The sequence below is a fragment of the Apilactobacillus xinyiensis genome (assembly GCF_019656235.1).
Taxonomy (GTDB): domain Bacteria; phylum Bacillota; class Bacilli; order Lactobacillales; family Lactobacillaceae; genus Apilactobacillus; species Apilactobacillus xinyiensis.
Map to the genome: position 1 here is coordinate 85141 of NZ_BPLL01000002.1, position 20725 is coordinate 105865.

A 20725-nucleotide genomic window follows, 5' to 3' on the forward strand; every position below is an offset into this window, starting at 1 on the left:
ATTCCTCCGTGTTTTTAATCAAAAAAGCCGTTAAAGAAATTCTTTATTTTCTCTTTACTTTTTAAAAATTTATTTTCCTCTTTTTCTGATAGTGAATCTTTAGTTTCAGAATCAATAGAGTCATCATAGTCAATTGACTCTCTTTTTTCTTTATTTTTTTCAAAAAATTCACTATTTAAAGCAGATCTTACTATAATTTGAGTCTCACTCATATTAGCACAATAAATAATTAAAGATAGTGGAGTGGAAAAAGATGGATTTCTCAACCCCATTTGATTTGGAAAATATAATCTAACATTGGTGTTAAATTTATTAGCAATTAACGATGCAATATCTGGCAATGCTGCAACTCCACCTGTTAGAATAATTCCGCCTGGTAAATCCAATGCAGAAACGTTATTCAAACTACTATAAATATTATCCAAAATTTGTTCTAACCTAGCCTGAATAATTTCAGATAAATATTTTTCAGAAACTCTAATAGGTTTGCTATGACCAACTATGTTAACTGGAAATTCAGCTTCTTCCGAAGCTTTTGAAGCATCAGCTTTACCGTAGTCTCTTTTGATACGCTCTGCACTTTCCAAAGAAGTGTTTAAAACCACAGAAATATCTTTAGTTATAAATTCACCACCCTCATTATCTATGGTGCTAAATTTTAATTTATGATCATGAATTACAGAAGCTGTAGATTGTCCTCCTCCTAGTTCTATTAAAATAGAGCCAAAATCTTGTTCTCCATCATCTAAAATAGTTTTACCTTGAGCTAAAGAACTAATAACAGCTGCTTTTACCTTTAATCCTGCTTTAATTACGGCTTTTTTAGTATTATATATCAACGTTTTTGGGCCCGTTATCATGCGCGCACGCATTTCTAATCTAACTCCAACCATTCCTCTGGGATCCTTTATACCATTGAATCCATCAACAATAAATTCATCCGGTAAAATGTCTACTATCTCCCTTTCTGGAGGTATATTTTTTGTTATAGCAGAACCTGCAACTTTTCTAACATCTAAATCATTAATTTCTCGAGATTGTTCTGAAATCGCAACAATTCCATTACAATTTTCTATCTTTAATTTGTTAGATGGAAGACCAACAATAACATCACTAATCTTAGTTCCCGATTTTTCTTCGGCTTGAATTATTGCTTTTCTGATAGCGGAAGCGGCTCTATCTATATCAACTATGATGCCTTTACTTACACCTTCAGATTTTTGGTTCCCTATTCCCAAAACATTAATTTGATCTCTAATTTTTTCAGCAACAATTACTTTTATAGATGTAGTTCCAATATCTAAACTAACATACGTTCTTAGATTCATATAAAAAAGAGACCTCCATTTCCCAATGCATAAATACATTGTAATTTTATCATAATAATATGTGCGTAAAAAGATTTTATAATTTAACAAAAATAAAAATCATTTTCCATTTTGTGAATAAGAATATGCACCCACTTCTAAATTTATAATACTTTTAACTTTTAATTTAGAAGCAATTGAATGATAATAAGGCATTTTTTTCTTAAAATTACTAATTAGAACATAAACTTTATTACCATCGCGCATATATATATGCAAACCATCAGGAAAAACATCTGTTGGATAAAAAGATATTACTCTAATGTTATTTTTGATGTATGATGGCAACTTATTCATTTCTTTAACAATATATTTTCTTTGGTTATCATTTTTAAAGTTAACTAAATAAGGTAGTTTATCTGTATTAGGATTGTCTATAGGTGTATTCAATTCTTTACCACTAGCTAAAATAGGATAAGCTCGATTATTTTTATCAGAATTATAACCAATTATTTGATACTGTTTAATATATATCTTTAATTTATTAATATCAAAAAGTTTAAAATTAGCGTCTTTAATTTGTAAATTATCATCAGTTAACTTACTGTTTAACGTCTTATTTTTTCCAATAATTTTAAAAATACTATCACCTAAATGTATACCGGATTTATTTTTAATATATTGATTGGAAATATTTTCATTACCAATGATTTTTATTGAACTAATTTTACTTAATGGTGAAATAAAATACAGTGATATTAATAAAATAATAAATAGAGGTATAAAAACAATAAAAAATTTCTTAAGCATTATTTTAATTTTTGAATGATTCAAAGTAACTACTTTTTTACTATTATTTTTATGACGAAATTTAAATACTTTATCAAAAGAAAAATTCTTTAAATTCATTTATAAATCCCTCATTTAATAATTGAACGGGCCATATCTAAGACTAGGTCAGCTGAATTTCTACATCCCATATCATAAGAATTCTTTTTCATCGACAATCTTTCAGATTCATTATTCATGATTTTATCAGCATTTTCAGTTAATCTTTTTGCATTTAAATCATTTTCAGTAATTATTAATGCTGCTCCATTTTTAACTAAGCTAAGTGCATTTTTAGTTTGATGATCAGCAGTAACGTATGGACTAGGTATTAAAATAGATGGGATTCCGAGAGCTGTAATTTCCGCTAAACTAGTGGCTCCTGCACGACCAATAATTGCATCTACTTTTGGTAAGATTTCAGGCATATTAGCAATATAATCCTTTATAACTACATTTGCTCCTACTTCAATTTGATTATTATCTATGTAGTTCATGATGGCTTGATATCTTTTTTGTCCAGTTACAAAAACCACTTGATAATTACAAGCATTAAAATGATTAATGGATTCTGCCGTTACTTGGTTTATTTTTAAAGCACCTTGACTACCACCAAAAATCAATAACGTCGGCTTATTATCATCTAAGCCATATTCATTCCAACTAAAATTGCTTTTTATATTAGCAACTTGTTGAGCACGTGGATTACCAGCAAATGATGTTTTTTCAGCAGGAAACTGTTTAATTGCATCTTCAAAGCCAACCGCTATTTTATCAACATGTTTACTTAAAAAACGATTAGTTAAACCAACCACACTGTTTTGCTCATGTATCATTGTAGGAACATGCATTCTAGAAGCAGCGTAAACTACTGCCCCAGAAACATATCCACCTGTACCAATAACTACATCCGGCTTAAAATCTTTAATAATTTTTTTAGACTTGTGTACACTATTTAAAAATAACGCAACTGTTTCAAAATTGTACAAAGAAATTGAACGCTTAAATCCTTGAATTTTAAGTGCCTTAAAAGGAATCCCTTTTTTAGGCACGATATTCTTTTCTAATCCTCTAGTTGAACCAATATACAAAACTTCAGAATCAGGTTCTTGTTTTAATAAGTCTTCAATTAAAGCCAAGGCTGGGTATATATGTCCACCAGTTCCTCCACCAGATATTATCATTCTCATTGCTTAACCTCCTTTTCACCTGTGATTTTTTCGATATATTTAATAAAGCGATCACCACGCTCTTCAAATGTTTTAAATTGATCCCAACTAGCATTAGCTGGTGATAATAAAATGACATCTCCAGGTTTACTAAATTCATATGCAGTTTTAACTGCTTGATCTAAATTATCAACAAGTTCAATATTATTAACTCCGGCTTTTTCCGCAGCGTCTTTTAATAGATATTTAGTTTCACCAAATAAAACGATTGCTCTTACGTTGTTAGATAGATTAGGTACAAGTTTATCAAATTTATATCCCCTATCCAAACCACCCGCAAGTAAAACTATCGGTTCATCAAAACCATCTAATGCCATTTGAGTAGCTTCAATATCAGTTGCTTTAGAATCATTGTACACTTTACGACCATCAGCTTCTAAAACATATTGAACTCGATGTCTAACCCCGTTAAATTTACTTAAAACTGATTTTATGGAAGCATTATCCACGTTTTTAATCTTAGCAACCGCAATTGCAGCCAAGGCATTTTCAACATTTTGTTCACCAGGAAGTTTTATATCTTTAACATCCATGACATATTCAGAATTAAAATATATTTTATTATTATCTACATAAGCACCTAACTTAGAAAATCCTTTTCTAGAAAAAGGTACAATCTTAGCTTTACTACGTTTACTTAGTTCACGCCATTCAGCATTATCAAAATTTACTACAAAATAATCATTTTCATTTTGATTTTTAGTAATGCGCATTTTAGCATTAACATAATTTTCTCTAGTTTTATGATAATCTAAATGATTAGAAAAAATATTAGTCAATACTGCAATATGTGGATGTAGCGATGTGATTCCCAAAAGCATAAAACTGGATAACTCCATTACAATTGAATCTTCATTACCTGCTTGAGCAGCAACTTGAGTAGCAGGAACACCTATGTTACCAGCAACATACGATTTCCCAGATTTTCGATTAGCATTTAACATTTTATTAATCATAGTAGTAGTAGTAGTTTTACCATTACTACCAGTTACTCCAACTAGCTCAGCATCAGTAATTTCACTAGCTAATTGTGGTTCCACAATTATAGGTATATTTATTTCCATAGCTTTTTTTACAACTGGGTTATCATAAGGAATTCCAGGGTTTTTTACCATTAAATCAAAATTGTCATTTAATAATGAAACATCTTGTTTTCCAAAAATAGTTTTTATACTAGCTGCTGCAAGTTCTTGATATTCAGGAGCATCATTTTGACTTTTTTTATCGTTTAAAGTCACTTTGGCTCCCATTCTTTTTAGTAGTTTTGCAGCATTAGTACCACTTTTACCAGCACCTAAAACTAATATGTTTTTATTTTCATAAAGAGATTTTGCATTAACCATTTCTATACACCTTCATATAATTAAATAATTGAAATTACACCAGTTACTGCCGTAATTAAACCGACTCCCCAAAATACTAAATCTATTTTCCATTCACTCCAACCTAACATCTCAAAATGATGATGAATTGGAGACATTAAAAATACTCTTTTACCAGTTAATTTAAAACTAGCAACCTGAATAATTACACTTAAAGTTTCTAAAACAAATACTAAACCAATCCAAATCAATGAAAGTTCATGGTGTAACAAAATTGAAACTGCAGCTAATGCTCCCCCTAACGCTAAAGAACCCATATCTCCCATGAATATTTTAGCTGGTTTATGGTTGTAAAATAAGAAAGCAATCAAAGCTCCAACTACGGACAAGCAAAAAATCATTACGTCTGTTTGACCTTGAGCATGTGCAATAATGGCATATGCTAGAAAAGCAATTATACTTAATCCGCTAACAAGTCCGTCTAAGCCATCTGCCAAGTTCACAGCATTAGAAAAGCCAGTTAACCAAAATACAATAAAGATTACATAAAAAACGCCTAAATGCAGATCACCTACAAACGGAATTCCTATAGACATAGGAAAATGCTGAGCATATACCGCTGTAAAAATTAAAGCACCTAAAACTTGACCAGAAAACTTTTGCCAAGCCTTTAAACCTTCATTTTGTCTTCTAAATAACTTAATACTATCATCCCACATACCTAGCAATCCGTAGAGAATCAGTATAAATACTAAAACCATTATAGTGGCATTTAGTGAACCACCAATAAAGGAAAAAGCTAAACCAGAAAAGGTTATAGCAATTATAAACAATAGACCCCCCATAGTAGGTGTTCCGGATTTTTTTTCATGCCACTTGGGGCCTTCTTCTCTAATCATTTGACCTTCGTGTTTACTTATAAAGTATTGTATTAAAGAAGGCATAAAACAAAAAGTAATTATAAAACTTAATATTAATGAACCTAACGCACTATACATAAAAAAACCATCCTATTCCAAGTTATTTAAATTTAACTGTAACTTTTTTACCATTAGTTATTAATTCTCCAGGGCTCAAACTTTGTTTATAAGCATAACCATCCCCAACGGCATTTAATTTAATTCCAGCCATATGACAATAAGTATACACATCATATTTAGACCAATTTTTTAGATTATTCATAGTCTTAACACCATCAGTCATTAATATAACTTTTCTAGCCTTAGAAATAATTTGTCCAGCTGAAATAGATTGATCAATAACCTGATTTCCATTACCTAATACTGCATATTTATAGTTGTTAGAAGTCAAGATAGACTTAGCTTTATCTAAGTTCATGCTTGAAACATCAGGAATCTTACCATTAGATGAATTGTTAGCATTAACATCTTCTTCTAATGCTAATTTCATAACTGGATTAAATATTTGTGCCATTAACTGGGTCGGTGTTTTAGTTCCAGTTAATCTTGGTTGTTTCATTGTAATATACAGAATATATTTAGGATTATTAGCGGGTGCAATCCCTGCAACTGAGTATAGATAACTATCATCACCAGATGCATAACCACTACGCCCATCACTAACTTGAGCGGTACCAGTTTTGGCTGCAATTTTATATCCTGGAATTTTATAATCAGATCCAATTCCATATGGCTTGTATACAACATCTTCCATATGCTTAATAACTTTTTTAGCCGTACTGGATGAAATTGGACGACCAACAACTTGTTTATTATATTTTTTAATAACTTTATCATTGTTAGGATTATCAATTTTAGATATAAACTGCGGCTTTAGCATGTATCCATTGTTAGCAATGGATGACAGGGCTTGAATCATTTGTAAAGCAGTAACTTGAATTCCTTGACCAAAAGCTGTGTTAGCCTGCTCAATTGGATATTGAAACTGCATACTACCAGTTTGTTCACCATCGAAACCAGAGTTAGTGCTTTTTAAAAATTTAAATCTATTAATGTAATCAGACCAAGTTTTAGAACCCATTTGTTGCTCTAAATGAGCCATTGCAACGTTACTAGATAAAGCAAATCCTTTATCATAAGTAATTCTTCCCCAACCATTAGTATTCCAATCGGGAACTATCTTGCCATCGATAGCATATCTACCAGATAAGTACGTATCATCACCATTGTAATGGCCACTATTAATTGAAGACGCCATTGTGAATATTTTCATTGTAGAACCAGGTTCATAAGAATCTTGCCACAATGTATTTCGCCAAATATTACCAATACCTTCCATATTAGTAGCGTTAAAGGTTGGTCTTTGAGATGCAGCCAATATGTTACCAGTTTTAGCATTCATTAGTATGGCATTCATTGTTGATGGATGAACCTCTGCATTAACATTTGACATTTCAGTTTCTAATAAAGATTGAAGACGGTAATCTAAAGTTGTATAAACATTATTACCATTTTTGGCTTTAACACCCTTAGCTTTAGTATTTGGAAGTTGCACTCCATTATAATCCTTTTGAATATGGATTAACCCATTCTTACCTGTTAATAAGTTGTTAAATCTTTTTTCAATTCCCATTTGACCAACTAAGTTATCATCGCTATTGCCACTAGCATATCCAATTATATGAGAAGCAAAAATACCATTAGGATAAAGTCTTGATTGCTGTTGTTCAAAATGTATCCCTGTGACATTATATTTATCAATTTTATTTTTAGTGGTTATAGAAATATTCTTACCTGCTGCACCAATTTCAACTTGAAAAGCTTTTTTGTTGGAAATAATTTTCATAACTTTTTTATAGGAAATTGGTAAATTTTTAGATAAAGCTTTTGCAACTTTATCTTTGTTAGTTACATACAAAGGTCTACCATTAGCATCTTTTTGAGCATCACTTTTATATAACATAACGTAAATGTTATAAGTATTTGAGTCTTCAGCCAATGGTTGCCCACTTGAATCATAAATGGTACCTCTTTTAGCTCTAATAACATTTGTTTTAGTGTAAAGTTCTTTAGCTTGTTCACTCAAATTAACATTATTTACTTTTTTAAAAACAGCTATATAAGTAAATCTTAGCGCTATCACTAAAAAAACGCCTGTACAAAGTAAAAATAAGCATCTACCAACGATGCTACGATTTGTTTGGCGTTTATTAAAACTATTCATTTTTTCATTGTTATTCATTTAACTACATTCCTTACGTTGTCGTTAGATAATGATAATCCATTCTTATTAGCAATTTTTTGTAATCGATTACTATTTTGTAATTCTCCAACTTGCTGCTTCAGATTACTATTATCATTATGATATTTATCTAGTTCAATAATAGTTTCATTTAATCCATTAGATACATTGCCTAAATTAACTTTAGCAGATAGCAAAGTAATTGTTAAAATAAAAACCACAAAAAATCCTATTATCAAAGTAAGTTTTTCAAATTTGGACAACTTAAGGCTAAATAATTTAACGTTTTCATTATATTTTTTTGGCTGTTTATTACGTTTTTGATTTTCAGGAAAGTAAACTTCTTGCTGTCTACTTGCTAAATTATTTTGAGCCATATAAATACTTCTTTCTATTTAATTTTTTCAATCACACGTAGTTTAGCGCTATGAGCTCTGTGATTATTTTTTAATTCATCTTGACTAGGTAAAATAGGTTTTTTATTTACTAATTTAAAATTAGGTTGCATTTCAGGTGGAATAATAGGTAAATTTCTAGGTAAATCTTTAATAATTGTTTTTTCTTTAAACATATTTTTAACTAAACGATCTTCTAAAGATTGAAAAGTTATAACACTAATTCGACCATTTAAATCTAATAAATCTAAAGCTTGTTCTAAAGAATCTTCTAAGGCACCTAATTCATCATTAACTGCAATTCGCAAAGCTTGGAAAACTTTCTTAGCAGGATGTCCACCATGTCTTCTAGCAGCTGCGGGGATACTTGCTTTTATAACATCAACTAATTCTTCAGTAGTGTCAATAGTTTGATTAGTTCTTAATTTTTCAATTCTTCTAGCGATGGGTTTAGCAAATTTTTCTTCACCATATCTAAAAAATATTTTTATTAATTTCTCATATGGCCATTGATTAACAATTGTCCAAGCATCTAAAGTTTGTCTTCTATCCATACGCATATCTAATCGCGCGTCATAACGGTAACTAAAGCCTCTTTCACCATCATCAAATTGAGGTGATGACACTCCTAAGTCATAAACGATTCCATCAACTTTATCTACACCTAAAGAATTAAGTGAACTAGTAAGGTTTCTAAAGTTATTGTGTACAAAAGTAACTTTGTTTTCTTGTATGAATGAACTTAGATGTTTTTTATTGTAATTTATAGCAGTATCATCTTGATCAAATGAGTATAGATGTCCATTAGTCAATTGTTTTAATATTTCTTGACTATGTCCGCCTCCACCTAAAGTACAGTCAACATATTTTCCATTTTTATTTAAATCCAATTCATTGATTGCTTCTTTCAGTAAAACTGTCGTATGATCAAAATTTACCACTTAATTTCACCCTTCTAATTATAATTGATAATTCATGTAAACTTTAGTACATTAATTAGGCTCATAGGTATGATTTTACCACTATATAAATGTTTATACTACAGTATAATATTTTTTTTTAAGTAAAAAAAATATATAAATAAAATTAAAAATAATGTTCGTATAATAAAAAAACTAAATTGATTTTAAGATCACAAATAAAACAACAGCAATCCATGCTATAAAGCTATAAAATGAACTAAATTTAAGTAAAAATAAGCATAATTCACCATAACCGATGTTCCCCTTCTTAGTTAAAACAAATATAGAAAACAAAATTAGACAAATTGACAAAAAAAAGGTAATGTATGGTAACAAAGAATATCCATGATTATTAAAACTTATTTGGCGAATGTATATAAACATAATAGGCATAAATAATTGATTAACTTTGATACTGTTGAGCAAAGATTTCTTAAAAATTTTTCTTACAATATTAAACACAACTGAAAATATAAATAAAAATAAAATTTGAAACAATAATAGTTTTAATATTTCTAATAACATTAGATAATCTCCTTAATTAATTTGCAAACTAATTACATCAAATGTAAACTTAATAATAATATACTTTTAAGAAAGTGGTGTAAATGAATGGCTAAAAAGAAAAAAACTGGTTTTCAAAAAGTTACCATGATTTTTGTATGGATTATGATAATTTTGATGGTCGGTGGACTTATATTAGGATCACTAATTTCACTAATGAATAACTAAAAAAGCTGGGGATTAATCCCCAGCTTTTTTAGTTATCTATTTGTTTATAAACTTCCCGAGGTTTGCTTCCTTCTTGTGGTCCTATATATCCTCTTTGCTCCATGTCATCTATAATTCTTGCAGCGCGATTGTATCCAATTCTAAACTGGCGCTGTAATAATGAAGTACTAGCTTTTTGCTGTTCAACAACAAATTTTAAGGCATCATTAAATATTTCATCTTGATCTTCATCTTGTTGTTCTTTTTTTATTTCTTCATCAGAAACAACCATTGAATCATCATATTCAGGAGATTGTTGTTGCTTAACAAAATCAACAACATTTTCAACATCCGAATCTGGGATAAATGCTCCTTGAACTCGCACGGGTTTATTTTTATCAATCGGTAAATATAACATATCACCACGACCGAGTAATTTTTCAGCCCCATTAGTATCTAAAATAGTTCTAGAATCGATTCCACTGGAGACAGCAAAAGCTATTCTAGATGGCACATTAGATTTAATAAGTCCTGTAATAACGTCAACCGATGGACGTTGTGTTGCTATAATCATATGAATACCGGCAGCTCTACCCATTTGAGCTAATCTAATGATTGCACTTTCTACATCATTTGAAACTGTCATCATTAAATCAGCTAATTCATCAATTACTACCACAATATATGGTAATTTAGGTCGATTGCCATTATCTTTACTATTTAATGTATCTATATAATCATTGTAGTTGCTAATTTTCCTTTGATTATGTTTTGCAAATATTTCATATCTATTTTCCATTTCAGTTACTACCTTATGTAGTGAACGAGCCGCTTTTTTAGGTTCTGAAACTACCGGAGATAATAGATGTGGTATTCCATTATAAACACCTAGCTCAACTTTTTTAGGATCAATTAACATAAATTTAACTTGTTGTGGTGATGCATTCATTAATATACTAGTGATTATACTATTTATTGCAACAGACTTACCACTACCCGTTGAACCAGCTATTAAAAGGTGCGGTAGCTTAGTTAAATTACTAGATATAACATTTCCATTAACATCACGTCCTAATGGCACTTGCAACAAGTTATGTTTTGGATTACTTTGTGATTCTATAACATCCCTAAATGATACGGTAGAAACTTCTTTATTCGGTACTTCAATTCCAATAAGTGATTTACCAGGGATTGGCGCTTCAATTCTAATATCTTTTGCTGCTAAAGCTAAAGCCAAGTCATCAGCTAAGTTAACAATTTTGCTAACTTTTACTCCGATTGCTGGATGCAATTCATACTCTGTAACTGAAGGACCTAGATTAACATTTTTTATATCAGCTTTAACACCGAAACTTTCTAAAGTTTTTTGAAGTATTTTAGTATTCTTACCTATAGCCTTATACTCATTGTCTTGATTACCAGTTGGAATCTGTGTTAGTAAGCTAGCATCAGGTAAAATATAATCATTTCCATCATTCTCAATATTATAAGAGTCAACTTCATTAGATTCATTTTCATTTTTTGAATTTTCATCATCCACGTTGTCATCAAATTTATAATTTGAGTCTTTAAATTTATTAACAGGATCAGAAACTTGTTCACTTGAACGATGGATTGAAGGAGTGGAAACCTCCTTATCATTAAGCTCTACTTGCTTTTTCTCTTTATTGCTCTTTTGGTGACGAGGTACAGGTTTGTCTTTAAATGCTTTAATGTTTAAATGCTTACTTCGAATTTTCTTATAATGCTTTTCTAAAAAGTCGATTAAATCAGAAGTTTTTAAATTAAAAACCATCACGGATCCACATGCAATAATAATCAAAGCAAAAATAACTGAACCAATCATTGAACCCAGAATGTTGAAAATACTAAGTAGAATAGCTCCAGTAATACCACCGCCAACACTAGCACTAATCGTAGAATTCAAAAAATCATTTTTCAATGCATTAAATACATAAAAAACAAAATTAATATTGGGCATCTTTATAAACGTCAATACCGAACATAACAACAACAATCCGCATGATATTAACAAATATCCTAACGATTTCTTATAATTAATTTTAAAATTATTACCTTGTAACAATAATTTACATCCTATGAAAGTAGATACAAGTAATCCAAAAATAAACAGATTTCCAAAAACAATCCTAAAAACCAGAACTGACAAATTTCCAATTAATCCTAAATGAAAAACACCAAAAATAGATGCAAGAAATATAAAAGCACCTACTATATTCAATTTATAATCACTATTAAATATTTTTTGCTTATTTTTTTTACTTTTATGAGACTGTCTTCTTGCCAAAAAATAATCCCTCTTTATTTTAGTTTGTCATATTCGTACTTATGTGATGTTTCTAAATTAGGGAAGTTTTGTTGTCTTAATGCTTCATATATAACAATTGCACAAGTATTTGATAAATTTAAAGCACGTATATGTGTGTCATCTTGTGGAATTCTAATAGCTTTTTCAGCATTATCACGCATAAATTGTTCTGGTAAACCAGTCGTCTCTTTACCAAACATAAAATAATATTCAGCGTTAGAGTCAGTGTAGTCAACACTGGTATAATCTTTTTCAGCAAATTTTGAAACTAATAGTAATCGAGAATTGCTCGTTAAAGTATTCATAAAATCGGGTAAACTTTCATGATAATTAATGTCAACTTTATCCCAATAATCAAGACCCGCACGTTTTAAATGCTTATCATCTACTGAAAATCCCAATGGCTTAATTAAATCTAAAACCGTGTCAGTTCCGGCACAAGTTCTAGCTATATTTCCTGTATTAGCAGGCATTAAAGGTTCAAATAAAACAATATGATTAGTCATATTAATAAAACTCCTTTGATTTATAATTAAACAAATTTTGTATCTAACACCATAACGTCAACCGTAATCTTACTCAATTGATCAGCGCTTAACTTAGTATTAGCTTCTTTTCCCCAATGCATTGGGGTCATTAAGATTAAATCATCACTTAAATTTTCTGGAAGATTTAAAGTATAGGTGACGTTACTAACTCGAGAATTTGGATAGTTTTTAAGATATAAATCTAGAACTTTATGATTATCATAACTACTATGATTACTATTTTCTCCATAAAGTAAATGTCTTAATTCAATTAAATAATTAGAATTAGGAATTATTTTAATTAAATGACCACCCTTTTTAATAACTCGATTAAATTCTAAATATGAAGAAGGTGAAAATAGATCCACTACTACATCAAAAGATTGGTCGGTAAATGGTAATTGAGTCAAGTCAGCTACACAGTAAAATTTGTTAGCAGCATTATAATCAGTAGCTAAATTAATTCCTGGTTTAGATATATCAAAACCTATTCCTATATCAATATTTTCTCGCTTTTCAAGTAAGATTTTTAAAGGTGTTCCTTCACCACATCCCACATCTAAAATATTTTTAGGATTAGCATCTAATTTGTTAGCTATTTCATTTAGAATACCGTCAAACAAACCAAAGTTTATTATATTTCTCCTTGCTATTAACATATCTTTATCATATTCAGAACTTACTTTATGGTTAATAAAATGTAAACTACCCTTTTTAGACAAATCCAAATTATGATTATTAGGACAAACTATCCCATTATCTGTTAAATTAACAAATTTATCATGACAAGTGGGACATCTAAAATGGGTTAAGTTATTCTCTAGAAAAGATTTCGCTATATCATTCTTTTTCATGATATCTCCTTAAATCAAATTACTTATATCTGAAGGTAAATCAGCATGACAAACAACTATTTTGTTATCAAAAGGATTATGAAATTTTAGTTCATAACAATGTAAAGCTTGTCGATTTAACCTTTTATCTTTAGGATTATACAGCCAATCCCCTAATAACGGATGACCAATATAATCAAAATGAACCCTTATTTGATGAGTTCGACCAGTTAATAGCTTAACTCTAACTAGAGTAACATCTTTATGTCTTTTAATAGTCCAAAATTCAGTCTTAGACATTTTACCATCATCTCTAACCGTCCTTTTGACAAAGGAATCCTTTAATCTACCAATCGGTAAATTAATTTGGCAATGATTATAACCTATCCTACCACTAGCCAAAGCCATGTACATTTTACTTAATCGATGGTCTTTTAGTTGTTTATCCAATACTGAATGTGCTAGATGATGTTTAGCAAACAATACCAAACCACTGGTATCTTTATCTAATCTAGTAACTATATGAACTTTTTGATTACTATAGTTTTGTTGTAAGTAGTAACCCTTTACACGGTTAACCAAACTATCTTCACTATATATTCTAGATGGGACTGACGCTAACCCAGCCGGTTTATTTATAACTAAAAAATGCTCATCTTCATAGACTATTTCAATTTTATTATAGGAAGCCCTAACATAGTCATTAGAAGGTTCAGGAGGTAAAACCAATTTTACTTTATCATCTTTTTTTAAAATAAAATTAGCGTACCTTTCTTTATTATTAACAATTATTTTTCCACCATGAAATTTAATAGCTTTTAGTAAAGTTCTTGTTACTCCATGTCGCATTAATAAAGTTCGTAATTTCATTGGTTCATGATCTTGCATAGTCCAATTAAACTCAGTCATTATCGTAAACTCCAATAAATGAGTTGCTTACTCGCTTCCAAAAATGAGTGTGACGGTATTGAGCAAAATAAATTCTACTATCAGATATACTATAGGATATTGATTTTATCAAACGGTTTTTAATAAATAATTGATCACAAGTTAGTATATTATACATTGGATTATCTGGAACTATTGTAATCCATTCATCAGGTGGAATAATAATTGGTGAACCCAAAGTTCTAAACACTCTATTATTAATTGATGCCATTTCGGAAACTTGAATAGCATTTAGTTGTGGATTAATAATGGCTCCGCCAACGGATTTATTGTAAGCAGTAGAGCCTGTTGGTGTGGAAATACATAATCCATCACCTCTAAACTTCTCAAAAAATTCACCTTTAATATAGACATCAGTAACCATTGTTCCATTAATTTGCTTTAAAGTTGATTCATTCAAAGCTACTAAATTATCGTCAGGACCATCATCAGTATATTTTATTTTAATAGATAAAAGCGGATAACTAACACTTTGTCCATTATCATGTTCTAAACTATCAATTAATTTTGAAACTTCATAATCACGCCAATCAGTATAAAACCCTAAATGTCCCGTATGGATTCCTACGAATCGAATGTTATTTACCGAATCGTTATAGTGATGAAATGCTGAAAGTAAAGTTCCATCTCCACCAACAGATATAACTATTTCAGGATTTAACCCATCATATTCAAGCAAATTAGAGGCTAAGATTTTATGCTTCAATTGATTAGCAACTTTATTAGATGTTTTACCGTCATTACTATAAATTGCCACTTTCATTATTCATCATCCTCAATGTCTGAATCATTTTTGTTAATGTATTCTAACTCATCTTTTATTTTTAACATATCTTCATCTAGCTTAAAAGTTGCAGTAGCTGCTATTTGTAATCTTTTCTTTAAATCATCAGGAAATTCACCTTTATGTTTATAACCTAAAGAATGTTCAACTGTTGCCCAAAAATTCATTGCAAGGGTTCTGATTTGAATTTCCGCCAAAATACTTTTTTCACCATTGTATAAATCAATACCATATTCAAAGACAATGTGATAAGAACGATATCCACTATTTTTAGCATTATGAACATAATCTCGTTCTTCCAAAATATTTAAGTCTCCCCTCTTTCTTAGGATATCTACAACTTTGTATATATCGTCAACAAAGGGACAAATGATTCTCAAACCAGCTATATCTTCCATATCTTGAGCTAGTCTATCTTCAGATATGTAACGTCTAACCATTTTTTCCTTAATGCTAGGAACTGGTTTCACTCTACCTGTCACAAATTCAATTGGAGCAACTTGATTATTTCTTTCAAATTCTTTTTTTATTCCACGTAATTTAATCTTTAATTCACTAACAGCCTGTTGATATGGGAATAAAAAAGTATCCCAATTTTTCATATTCTTCACCACCGTAGACCGTATTTACTATCTAATTTTACCATACTTTGTACAACGTTAATAAAATACATATATCCTTAAATGTCAATATTTATAATATTTCTTTAAGCAAATTTATTGTATTTGTTCTAAAATTTGGTATGCTTTTATATGAGTTTCGCAGTTATTAATAAAGATTTAGTTAGGAGGGTTTTAAATGTTTGAATTGTTTCTGTTTATTGATCCATTATGCAAAAAATGTATGAAAGCTGAAAATGTTGTTACAAATATTTCAAACGACTTAGAATACAAATTTAAATTTCAATTTATACCTATACTTAACTTAAAAATCATAAGCAAAACTCTTAAAAAAATGGAAAAATATGATAACAATATTACTATAAACGATGTCCACAATCTTTATTATCAGATATTATTGGATTATAAAGCAGCTCTGTTTCAAGGTATGAAACGTGGTCGTACTTTTTTAATGTATTTACAAGAAGAACTTTTATTTAATAACAGAACTTATTCCAATAATTTAGTTTTTTCAATTGCTGAAAAGGCAAAAATAGATTTAGAAATGTTTAAAGAAGATCGTATATCCGAATTGGCAAAAAAAGAAATAAGAAAAGATCAAATACTAGTAAATCAAATGAATATAAAAAGCCCAGATTCTGCCGTTTTATTTGATTGTAAAAAAATAAATAGTGACGGCATTTTATTAAAAGACATTAATTACTCTATTCTATTCAAAACTTGTTGCAGAGAAAAAATATTTGATACGAAAAAGTATAATAATTTTTGTAAATTACACGTAATCAAATAAAGCCTACAGTTTGTAGGCTTTATTTATTTTTTCATAAAAATTTGGAAATTCTTTAGGGATTGTATTTAATATATAATGTTCGTTTAACTTACTAATATATCCTCGATTAATAAGAAATTCTAGATAGTTATCAACTAACTTAGATATAAACTGCTTGATAATATTTGACGGAACTAAAGATTGCCAAACAAATTGACTTATTACATATTCTATAATAAAAAGCTTACTATTATTGTCTAAAACATTGAGAATATGTATTCTAACAAAAACGGGATTAACTTTATATACGGGAATGGTTACTCGAGGAATATAAAAATCTAAAGAGCAAGTTAAAAGATTGAATCCATTTTTATAACACACATCTTGCATATATTGATAAGATAAGTTTTTATATAATAATTGTTTTTCCATTCTTTTAAGACTACCAACTAGACTATTATTTAAGTTTATACTATTTAGCTTATTTTTGTTTTTAAACATAATATAATGATTAAATTTAATAAAACGTTTTTCCTTAGAGATAATTTTCCCATCAACAGCATTAATTTGATAATTAAGTATCAATTGACTATTTCCTACATTCCAAAAAAGTACATAAAACCCTAAGTTTCTACAATATGAGTAAAATTTTTTAGTCGAGTTTTGAAATCTGTTTTTGTAATAATTACTTCCTAATATCCAACAGGGATTTAATTTTAGTTTTTTATAGCCATTATTTCTTTCAATCAGTCGCTGATTACTAATTGGACTACATTGAAATTCAATTACATTACAATCAAACATAATATCAGGTCGTTGCTTAATAGTAGGTAAATAATATTCTAAGATACCATTTTTTTCACTTATAAATTTTAATATACCAAGCTTTCCCATTATGTGTTCACTGCTTTCATTTTCCATTTCTATAATATTACACTTAGATTTTGAATAATGAGCAAAATGAGCACTATTAATATTACCTGACTTTAAAAAAACACATGCTTTACAAGATATACAGTGATAGTTTTTAGACATTAAATTTTTAGATGCAACAACAAATTTACCATTATTATCTATAGCAGTTATCATATATATTCCTTCAATTTTTTTATATAAATATATACGAAAAAAGATAGCATAATAAATATGCTATCTTTTTATTTAAAATAGTACCTAGCTAATTCTAGGGCTCCTGTATCCATAACACGTTTGCCATTTTTTTCCAAAAATTGAGAATTTCTACTACTCTCGCTACCATATTCATTAGCAATTGCAACTTTATCTTTTATACTTTCAATATCTGTTCCACCAACATTAACAAAAAATGTCAGCTCTAAAAAGTATTTACCATTGTAGGTGTATAAATTAGATGCTCCATTTTCTATTCTCAAAACCTTAGATAAACTTATAAAGTTCTCAAAGGATGAAAATTCTATAACAAAATTTTTAGTATAAGCATCATCGTTATCAATATCATAATTATTTAAAGAATTATGCTCAATTGTGGTAGAACTCATAGAATCGTCTTGATCTATTTCACCTTTACTTATAAACAACTCTAAACCATTTTTATTCGGCAATACCTGAAATGTCACCGCACCATCTTTTTGAAACTGATGCTCAGAATCAACTTCTTCTAATATACTGTAGAAGAAACCTTCTATTTGCTTACGATTTCCTAGTAAGTCTAAAACAGTTATTCCACGTTCGTCTAAATCATCGTTATTAATTAAAACTCGAATGGTGTCTTCATTGATTCTTTCCATTTCCATAAAAAACACCTCACTTAACATTAATCATTTTAAAACCATGATATAACATTACCGCTATTTGGTAAACTATAAAGATTATATTTTAATATCTAAATTTTGTTGGGCTAATGAAATATCTATTTGATTTGAAGAGGCTATTCTGGCTTCTTCAAGTAATTGATTTAAGTCTCCATTTTGAGGTAAATGACTAAGCAATAATTTTTTTACATTCGCATTCTTAGCTAATTTACCAGATTCTGTAGAAGTCATATGCCATTTTTTACCATCTTTATCACTGTAAAAATTCGTATCGGTAATTAGCAAATCTGCGTTTTCAGAAAATTTATCCAGTTCTTTAAAATAATAAGTATCTGAAGTATAAACCAAAATCTTATTAGTACTTTTTTCAACAATGCGCATAGCGAATGAAGGCACAGGATGATGAACTTTTTTAAAAGTAATTATAAAAGGACCTAATTCCAACTTTGTACTAGCATCAAAGGACTTGCCAACAGTAGAATTAGGCCAATTAAATGAACTTACTATATCTAAATTACTATTATTTCCATATATAGGTAAAATATCTTTGTTAGGTCTTTCCTTATGTAATTGCCAGTAGTATTGAAGAACACCAACATCAGCCATATGATCATTGTGATAATGAGAAATTATAACATCATCTAACATTAATGGATTCAAGTTATTTTCCAAACTTAATAAATCGCCACTTCCACAATCAATCATTAAATTGTACTCACCACTAGATAATAAATAAGCACTAGTTCCAATATTATTATAAGGATATCCACCATAATACCCTAACACTTTTAAATGCATAAAATTCCCCTTTATTAAATAAATGATTTACAAAAATCATTATAAAACAAAAAAGAGAAATATCAAAAGATATTTCTCTTAAAAATTACGGTCCGTACGAGACTCGAACTCGTGATCTCCTGCGTGACAGGCAGGCGTCCTAACCAGCTAGACCAACGGACCAAACATGTTACAATTGCGGGAGCTGGATTTGAACCAACGACCTCCGGGTTATGAGCCCGACGAGCTACCGGACTGCTCTATCCCGCGATAATATTAATAAAAAATGACCCGTACGGGATTCGAACCCATGTTACTGCCGTGAAAGGGCAGTGTCTTAAACCACTTGACCAACGGGTCATAAAATACGGAGAAGGAGAGATTCGAACTCTCGCGCCGCTTACGCGACCTACACCCTTAGCAGGGGCGCCTCTTCAGCCACTTGAGTACTTCCCCAATGGGCCTAAATGGACTCGAACCATCGACCTCACGCTTATCAGGCGTGCGCTCTAAACCAGCTGAGCTATAGGCCCATAAATTATGACAAAGCGGGTAACGAGAATCGAACTCGCGACAATAGCTTGGAAGGCTATGGTTTTACCACTAAACTATACCCGCATAAAATATTAAATTGTAAGTGGCGCGGGACAGAATCGAACTGCCGACACACGGAGCTTCAATCCGTTGCTCTACCAACTGAGCTACCGAGCCATATCAAAGCGGTCCGTACGAGACTCGAACTCGTGATCTCCTGCGTGACAGGCAGGCGTCCTAACCAGCTAGACCAACGGACCAAACATGTTACAATTGCGGGAGCTGGATTTGAACCAACGACCTCCGGGTTATGAGCCCGACGAGCTACCAGACTGCTCTATCCCGCGATAATAAGGAGGATGAGAGATTCGAACTCTCGCGTGGTTTGACCCACCTAGCGGTTTTCAAGACCGCCCCCTTCAGCCACTTGGGTAATCCTCCAAAATAAGATGTTCAATTAAGTCCATCTAATATGGACCTTGTAGGACTCGAACCTACGACCGGACGGTTATGAGCCGTCTGCTCTAACCAACTGAGCTAAAGGTCCAAGGCCATAATCGCGGCAGGGGGGATCGAACCCTCGACCTCCCGGGTATGAACCGGACGCTCTAGCCAGCTGAGCTACACCGCGAAAAAATAATTAAAAAGATTTTATCTTTTTATCGGGAAGACAGGATTCGAACCTGCGACCCCCTGGTCCCAAACCAGGTGCTCTACCAAGCTGAGCTACTTCCCGTTAAAATGCACCCAGTAGGAGTCGAACCTACAACCTTCTGATTCGTAGTCAGACACTCTATCCAGTTGCGCTATGGGTGCAAAAGTGCCGAGGACCGGGATCGAACCGGTACGGTCATCACTGACCGCAGGATTTTAAGTCCTGTGCGTCTGCCAATTCCGC

The 20725-nt window shown here is 30.6% G+C and carries 20 protein-coding genes and 14 tRNA genes; 2 read left to right on the forward strand and 32 right to left on the reverse strand.

Features of this window, described 5'->3' with window-relative positions; all coding sequences use genetic code 11:
- Positions 1-14 precede the first annotated feature (14 nt).
- The 9 genes from ftsA to K5Q11_RS07560 form a co-directional block, all read right to left on the reverse strand.
- Positions 15-1328, reverse strand: a complete 1314-nt coding sequence (gene ftsA / locus K5Q11_RS01185) for a cell division protein FtsA (RefSeq protein ID WP_220750940.1) — start codon at positions 1326-1328, stop codon at positions 15-17.
- A gap of 99 nt (positions 1329-1427) precedes the next feature.
- The gene (locus K5Q11_RS01190) at positions 1428-2216 is read right to left on the reverse strand and encodes a cell division protein FtsQ/DivIB (RefSeq protein ID WP_220750941.1); all 789 of its coding nucleotides are present in this window, start codon (positions 2214-2216) and stop codon (positions 1428-1430) included.
- An 11-nt stretch (positions 2217-2227) separates the two neighbouring features.
- Positions 2228-3325, reverse strand: a complete 1098-nt coding sequence (gene murG / locus K5Q11_RS01195) for an undecaprenyldiphospho-muramoylpentapeptide beta-N-acetylglucosaminyltransferase (protein WP_220750942.1) — start codon at positions 3323-3325, stop codon at positions 2228-2230.
- A complete protein-coding gene (murD, locus tag K5Q11_RS01200) occupies positions 3322-4707 on the reverse strand; it encodes a UDP-N-acetylmuramoyl-L-alanine--D-glutamate ligase (protein WP_220750943.1) in 1386 nt (461 codons plus the stop codon). The genes murG and murD overlap by 4 nt, the downstream gene beginning before the upstream one ends.
- Before the next feature lie 20 nt (positions 4708-4727).
- A complete protein-coding gene (gene mraY / locus K5Q11_RS01205; protein WP_220750944.1) occupies positions 4728-5684 on the reverse strand; it encodes a phospho-N-acetylmuramoyl-pentapeptide-transferase in 957 nt (318 codons plus the stop codon).
- Positions 5685-5706: 22 nt separating this feature from the next.
- Positions 5707-7848 carry a penicillin-binding transpeptidase domain-containing protein gene (locus K5Q11_RS01210; protein WP_220750945.1) on the reverse strand — a complete coding sequence of 714 codons (2142 nt, stop codon included), beginning with the start codon at positions 7846-7848 and terminating at the stop codon, positions 5707-5709.
- Positions 7845-8225 carry a cell division protein FtsL gene (gene ftsL / locus K5Q11_RS01215; protein ID WP_220750946.1) on the reverse strand — a complete coding sequence of 127 codons (381 nt, stop codon included), beginning with the start codon at positions 8223-8225 and terminating at the stop codon, positions 7845-7847. The genes K5Q11_RS01210 and ftsL overlap by 4 nt, the downstream gene beginning before the upstream one ends.
- Positions 8226-8239: 14 nt before the next feature.
- On the reverse strand, positions 8240-9184 hold the full coding sequence (gene rsmH / locus K5Q11_RS01220) for a 16S rRNA (cytosine(1402)-N(4))-methyltransferase RsmH (protein WP_220750947.1): 945 nt from the start codon (positions 9182-9184) through the stop codon (positions 8240-8242).
- Positions 9185-9358: 174 nt separating this feature from the next.
- A complete protein-coding gene (locus K5Q11_RS07560) occupies positions 9359-9730 on the reverse strand; it encodes a DUF3397 family protein (protein WP_220750948.1) in 372 nt (123 codons plus the stop codon).
- A gap of 87 nt (positions 9731-9817) precedes the next feature.
- Here K5Q11_RS07560 and K5Q11_RS01230 point away from each other — a divergent pair, with 87 nt between their 5' ends.
- A complete protein-coding gene (locus K5Q11_RS01230) occupies positions 9818-9937 on the forward strand; it encodes a DUF4044 domain-containing protein (RefSeq protein ID WP_220728226.1) in 120 nt (39 codons plus the stop codon).
- A 28-nt stretch (positions 9938-9965) separates the two neighbouring features.
- On the opposite strand, the gene K5Q11_RS01235 is transcribed toward K5Q11_RS01230, so the two are convergent.
- From K5Q11_RS01235 to K5Q11_RS01260, 6 genes are read right to left on the reverse strand one after another with little or no spacing between them, the layout of a single operon-like run.
- A complete protein-coding gene (locus K5Q11_RS01235) occupies positions 9966-12224 on the reverse strand; it encodes a DNA translocase FtsK (protein WP_251067892.1) in 2259 nt (752 codons plus the stop codon).
- A 14-nt stretch (positions 12225-12238) separates the two neighbouring features.
- Complete coding sequence (locus tag K5Q11_RS01240) at positions 12239-12751, reverse strand: tRNA (cytidine(34)-2'-O)-methyltransferase (RefSeq protein WP_220750949.1); 513 nt, start codon at positions 12749-12751, stop codon at positions 12239-12241.
- Positions 12752-12777: 26 nt separating this feature from the next.
- Positions 12778-13626: a methyltransferase domain-containing protein gene (locus K5Q11_RS01245; RefSeq protein ID WP_220750950.1), complete on the reverse strand. Its 849-nt coding sequence runs from the start codon at positions 13624-13626 to the stop codon at positions 12778-12780.
- 9 nt (positions 13627-13635) lie between these two features.
- Positions 13636-14514, reverse strand: coding sequence for an RluA family pseudouridine synthase (locus K5Q11_RS01250; protein ID WP_220750951.1), 879 nt, complete (start codon positions 14512-14514; stop codon positions 13636-13638).
- Positions 14507-15316, reverse strand: a complete 810-nt coding sequence (locus K5Q11_RS01255; protein ID WP_220728230.1) for an NAD kinase — start codon at positions 15314-15316, stop codon at positions 14507-14509. Before K5Q11_RS01255 ends, K5Q11_RS01250 begins: the two co-directional genes overlap by 8 nt.
- Positions 15316-15939, reverse strand: a complete 624-nt coding sequence (locus K5Q11_RS01260) for a GTP pyrophosphokinase (RefSeq protein ID WP_220728231.1) — start codon at positions 15937-15939, stop codon at positions 15316-15318. Before K5Q11_RS01260 ends, K5Q11_RS01255 begins: the two co-directional genes overlap by 1 nt.
- 196 nt (positions 15940-16135) lie before the next feature.
- On the opposite strand from K5Q11_RS01260, the gene K5Q11_RS01265 reads away from it, so the two are divergent.
- Entirely contained in the window at positions 16136-16747 is a 612-nt protein-coding gene (locus K5Q11_RS01265; RefSeq protein WP_220750952.1) for a DsbA family protein, read from the forward strand.
- 3 nt (positions 16748-16750) lie between these two features.
- Here the strand turns inward: K5Q11_RS01265 and K5Q11_RS01270 are convergent, their stop codons facing one another.
- From K5Q11_RS01270 to K5Q11_RS01350, 17 genes are all read right to left on the reverse strand, one after another.
- On the reverse strand, positions 16751-17815 hold the full coding sequence (locus K5Q11_RS01270) for a competence protein CoiA (RefSeq protein ID WP_220750953.1): 1065 nt from the start codon (positions 17813-17815) through the stop codon (positions 16751-16753).
- Between the two features lie 68 nt (positions 17816-17883).
- A complete protein-coding gene (locus K5Q11_RS01275) occupies positions 17884-18498 on the reverse strand; it encodes an adaptor protein MecA (RefSeq protein ID WP_220750954.1) in 615 nt (204 codons plus the stop codon).
- A 75-nt stretch (positions 18499-18573) separates the two neighbouring features.
- A complete protein-coding gene (locus tag K5Q11_RS01280; RefSeq protein ID WP_220728235.1) occupies positions 18574-19314 on the reverse strand; it encodes an MBL fold metallo-hydrolase in 741 nt (246 codons plus the stop codon).
- Between the two features lie 88 nt (positions 19315-19402).
- Positions 19403-19476 (reverse strand) — tRNA-Asp (locus K5Q11_RS01285).
- A gap of 13 nt (positions 19477-19489) precedes the next feature.
- Positions 19490-19563, reverse strand: a tRNA-Met gene (locus K5Q11_RS01290).
- Between the two features lie 17 nt (positions 19564-19580).
- A tRNA-Glu gene (locus tag K5Q11_RS01295) sits at positions 19581-19653 on the reverse strand.
- 8 nt (positions 19654-19661) lie between these two features.
- Positions 19662-19749 (reverse strand) — tRNA-Ser (locus K5Q11_RS01300).
- A gap of 2 nt (positions 19750-19751) precedes the next feature.
- Positions 19752-19826 (reverse strand) — tRNA-Ile (locus tag K5Q11_RS01305).
- 14 nt (positions 19827-19840) lie between these two features.
- Positions 19841-19911 (reverse strand) — tRNA-Gly (locus K5Q11_RS01310).
- 20 nt (positions 19912-19931) lie between these two features.
- Positions 19932-20004: transfer RNA gene (locus tag K5Q11_RS01315), tRNA-Phe, on the reverse strand.
- Positions 20005-20013: 9 nt separating this feature from the next.
- Positions 20014-20087: transfer RNA gene (locus K5Q11_RS01320), tRNA-Asp, on the reverse strand.
- Positions 20088-20100: 13 nt separating this feature from the next.
- A tRNA-Met gene (locus K5Q11_RS01325) sits at positions 20101-20174 on the reverse strand.
- 6 nt (positions 20175-20180) lie between these two features.
- Positions 20181-20268, reverse strand: a tRNA-Ser gene (locus tag K5Q11_RS01330).
- Positions 20269-20300: 32 nt separating this feature from the next.
- Positions 20301-20374 (reverse strand) — tRNA-Ile (locus tag K5Q11_RS01335).
- A gap of 10 nt (positions 20375-20384) precedes the next feature.
- Positions 20385-20458: transfer RNA gene (locus K5Q11_RS01340), tRNA-Met, on the reverse strand.
- A 31-nt stretch (positions 20459-20489) separates the two neighbouring features.
- Positions 20490-20563: transfer RNA gene (locus tag K5Q11_RS01345), tRNA-Pro, on the reverse strand.
- A 6-nt stretch (positions 20564-20569) separates the two neighbouring features.
- Positions 20570-20643: transfer RNA gene (locus tag K5Q11_RS01350), tRNA-Arg, on the reverse strand.
- Positions 20644-20725 lie beyond the last annotated feature (82 nt).

Excerpts from the sequence above, each read along its gene's own strand:
- mraY (WP_220750944.1), bottom strand. The coding sequence starts at position 5,684 with ATGTATAGTGCGTTAGGTTCATTAATATTAAGTTTTATAATTACTTTT.
- K5Q11_RS01275 (WP_220750954.1), bottom strand. The coding sequence starts at position 18,498 with ATGGAAATGGAAAGAATCAATGAAGACACCATTCGAGTTTTAATTAAT.
- K5Q11_RS01190 (WP_220750941.1), bottom strand. The coding sequence starts at position 2,216 with ATGAATTTAAAGAATTTTTCTTTTGATAAAGTATTTAAATTTCGTCAT.
- murG (WP_220750942.1), bottom strand. The coding sequence starts at position 3,325 with ATGAGAATGATAATATCTGGTGGAGGAACTGGTGGACATATATACCCA.
- murD (WP_220750943.1), bottom strand. The coding sequence starts at position 4,707 with ATGGTTAATGCAAAATCTCTTTATGAAAATAAAAACATATTAGTTTTA.
- K5Q11_RS01230 (WP_220728226.1), top strand. The coding sequence starts at position 9,818 with ATGGCTAAAAAGAAAAAAACTGGTTTTCAAAAAGTTACCATGATTTTT.
- K5Q11_RS01245 (WP_220750950.1), bottom strand. The coding sequence starts at position 13,626 with ATGAAAAAGAATGATATAGCGAAATCTTTTCTAGAGAATAACTTAACC.
- K5Q11_RS01210 (WP_220750945.1), bottom strand. The coding sequence starts at position 7,848 with ATGAATAACAATGAAAAAATGAATAGTTTTAATAAACGCCAAACAAAT.
- K5Q11_RS01280 (WP_220728235.1), bottom strand. The coding sequence starts at position 19,314 with ATGCATTTAAAAGTGTTAGGGTATTATGGTGGATATCCTTATAATAAT.
- K5Q11_RS01255 (WP_220728230.1), bottom strand. The coding sequence starts at position 15,316 with ATGAAAGTGGCAATTTATAGTAATGACGGTAAAACATCTAATAAAGTT.
- K5Q11_RS01270 (WP_220750953.1), bottom strand. The coding sequence starts at position 17,815 with ATGATAACTGCTATAGATAATAATGGTAAATTTGTTGTTGCATCTAAA.
- K5Q11_RS01265 (WP_220750952.1), top strand. The coding sequence starts at position 16,136 with ATGTTTGAATTGTTTCTGTTTATTGATCCATTATGCAAAAAATGTATG.
- K5Q11_RS01240 (WP_220750949.1), bottom strand. The coding sequence starts at position 12,751 with ATGACTAATCATATTGTTTTATTTGAACCTTTAATGCCTGCTAATACA.
- ftsL (WP_220750946.1), bottom strand. The coding sequence starts at position 8,225 with ATGGCTCAAAATAATTTAGCAAGTAGACAGCAAGAAGTTTACTTTCCT.
- K5Q11_RS07560 (WP_220750948.1), bottom strand. The coding sequence starts at position 9,730 with ATGTTATTAGAAATATTAAAACTATTATTGTTTCAAATTTTATTTTTA.
- ftsA (WP_220750940.1), bottom strand. The coding sequence starts at position 1,328 with ATGAATCTAAGAACGTATGTTAGTTTAGATATTGGAACTACATCTATA.
- K5Q11_RS01260 (WP_220728231.1), bottom strand. The coding sequence starts at position 15,939 with ATGAAAAATTGGGATACTTTTTTATTCCCATATCAACAGGCTGTTAGT.
- K5Q11_RS01250 (WP_220750951.1), bottom strand. The coding sequence starts at position 14,514 with ATGACTGAGTTTAATTGGACTATGCAAGATCATGAACCAATGAAATTA.